This is a genomic window from Methylobacterium sp. WL116 (assembly GCF_008039455.1).
Lineage (GTDB): Bacteria > Pseudomonadota > Alphaproteobacteria > Rhizobiales > Beijerinckiaceae > Methylobacterium.
In genome coordinates, this window is record NZ_VRUV01000651.1 from 1 (window position 1) to 2,193 (window position 2,193).

At 67.5% G+C, this 2,193-nt stretch carries 2 protein-coding genes; one reads left to right on the forward strand and one right to left on the reverse strand.

Annotated elements, in window-relative coordinates; all coding sequences use genetic code 11:
• On the forward strand, positions 1-459 hold a 459-nt coding region (locus FV223_RS25805; protein ID WP_246689815.1), incomplete at its 5' end, for a glutathione S-transferase N-terminal domain-containing protein.
• A 30-nt stretch (positions 460-489) separates the two neighbouring features.
• Here FV223_RS25805 and FV223_RS25810 read toward each other — a convergent pair.
• Positions 490-1,839 carry an MFS family transporter gene (locus FV223_RS25810; protein ID WP_147729610.1) on the reverse strand — a complete coding sequence of 450 codons (1,350 nt, stop codon included), beginning with the start codon at positions 1,837-1,839 and terminating at the stop codon, positions 490-492.
• Between the last annotated feature and the right edge of the window lie 354 nt (positions 1,840-2,193).

The window sequence follows — 2,193 nt, forward strand, 5'->3', positions numbered from 1 at the left end:
CCCGGCCGCGCCGCCGAGCGCTTCCGGCCCGCTACCGCGGGACTGCCCGACCCACTTCGACGACGAGGACGACCGACGATGACCGAAGCCGCGTTCAAGCCGACCGTCTACCTGAAGGCGGGCTGCCCGTTCTGCTTCAAGGTCCGCCTGTTCCTGCTCGAAACCGGGCAGCTGGATCGGGCGGACCTGCGCGAGTTCGTCCCAGGCGACGCGGAGGAGACGTCGATCCGCAGCCGGCTCGCGCCGGCGGTCGAGACGGTGACCTTCCCGACGGCCGAGCTTGCGCCCGGCCGGTTCACGACCGAATCCGATGCCATCGTCGCCCATTTCGCGGAGCGCGCCGGCGTCGCGCCCGATGCCTTGCCGACCTACCAGGCCTATCTCGGCGGCGTCTTCAAGAACCTCCAGTCCCTCTACCGCGAGAACATGGAGCTCAAGAACCGGTCCCGGACGGCCTGACGGGCATTCCGCGCGACGGCAGGGCCGGGCTTAGGCCCGCGCCAGGCGCGGCTTGCCTCCGAGCGCCTCCTCCACCGTGCCGTCACCGTCGAGATAGCCGTGGACCTTCGGGTTCGGCATGATCAGCGAGGCGACGAAGGCGATCGCGAGCAGGATGGTGACGTACCAGAAGAAGCTCGATTCCATCCCCGCCTCCTTGAACCACAGCGCCACGTATTCGGCGGTGCCGCCGAAGGTGGCGTTGGCGAGGGCGTAGGACAGGCCGACGCCGAGCGCGCGGACCTTGGTCGGGAACAGCTCCGCCTTCACGATGCCGCTGATCCCCGTGTAGAAGCTCACCGCCAGCAGCCCCAGCGTGATCAGGCCGAAGGCGACGTAGGGGTCCTGCGTCGCGCCGATCGCGGTCATCAGCGGCACCACCATCAGCGTGCCGAGGCCGCTGTAGAGCAGCATGTTGGCCTTGCGCCCGATCCGGTCTGACAGCGCACCGAACAGCGGCTGGACCATCATGTAGACCAGCAGCACCGCGGTCATCGTGCGCGAGGCCGTGCCCTTGTCGAAATGCGCGGTGTTGACGAGATACTTCTGCATGTACGTGGTGAAGGTGTAGAACACCAGCGAGCCGCCGGCGGTGTAGGCCAGGACCACGCAGAACGCGCGCCAATGCTTGGCAAGCTCGGAGAAGGTGCCGGCGTTCTCCTTGTCGGAGCCCGCGGTCTCGGCGAGCGAGCGCCGCAGGTAGAGGGCGACGATGGCGGCCACCGCCCCGAGGAAGAACGGGATTCGCCAGCCGAAGCTGTGCAGCTGCGCCTCGGTGAGCGCAAACTGCAGCACGATCAGCACCAGCGAGGCCAGGAGCTGGCCGCCGATCAGCGTCACGTACTGGAACGAGGCGAAGAATCCGCGCTGACCCTTCAGCGCGACCTCGCTCATGTAGGTGGCGCTGGTGCCGTACTCGCCGCCGACCGAGAGGCCCTGGAGCATGCGCGCCAGCAGCAGCAGCACGGGGGCTGCGGCGCCCACGGTCTCGTAGGTGGGCAGCAGGCCGATGAACAGCGAGCCAATGCACATCATCAGGACCGAGATGACCATCGAGGTCCGGCGCCCGACGCGGTCGGCGATGCGCCCGAACAGCCAGCCGCCGATCGGCCGCATGAAAAAGCCCACGGCGAAGATGCCGGCGGTCTGGAGAAGCTGGCTGGTGGAATCGCCCTTCGGGAAGAACGACGACGCGAAGTAGATCGCGAAGAAGGCGTAGCAGTAGAAATCGTACCACTCGACCAGGTTGCCGGACGACGAGGCGACGATCGCCCGGATGCGGCGGCTGCGGTCGGCCGCCACGTCTTCGGCGGTTGGCGCGATCCCGATCGAGTCGGACATGCTGGCTCCCTGTCTCCGTCGTTCGGACGGTGCATTCTTGATACGGGCGACGTTACAGGCGGGGACCGGGACCGCCTAGGCCGCGTGGGCGCGCGAACGAGGATGCCCACCGCCCGTGTCACGTCGTCTCCGAGAGGCACGCGCCGACGGAACGCTTTTCGGGACTGTACCGTTTCGGGGCGGTGACTTCGTCGGTCGGCGACGGACGTGGCCTTTCAACAATAACGGGACGGGATCGAGCGCCATGAACAAGATCTTTCGCGGAACGGTGACGGCCGCCGTGCTGGTGCTGGGCACGGCCACGGCCTTCGGCCAGGGCGGCCGTCACCGTTCCGCGAAAGATCTTGTTCATGG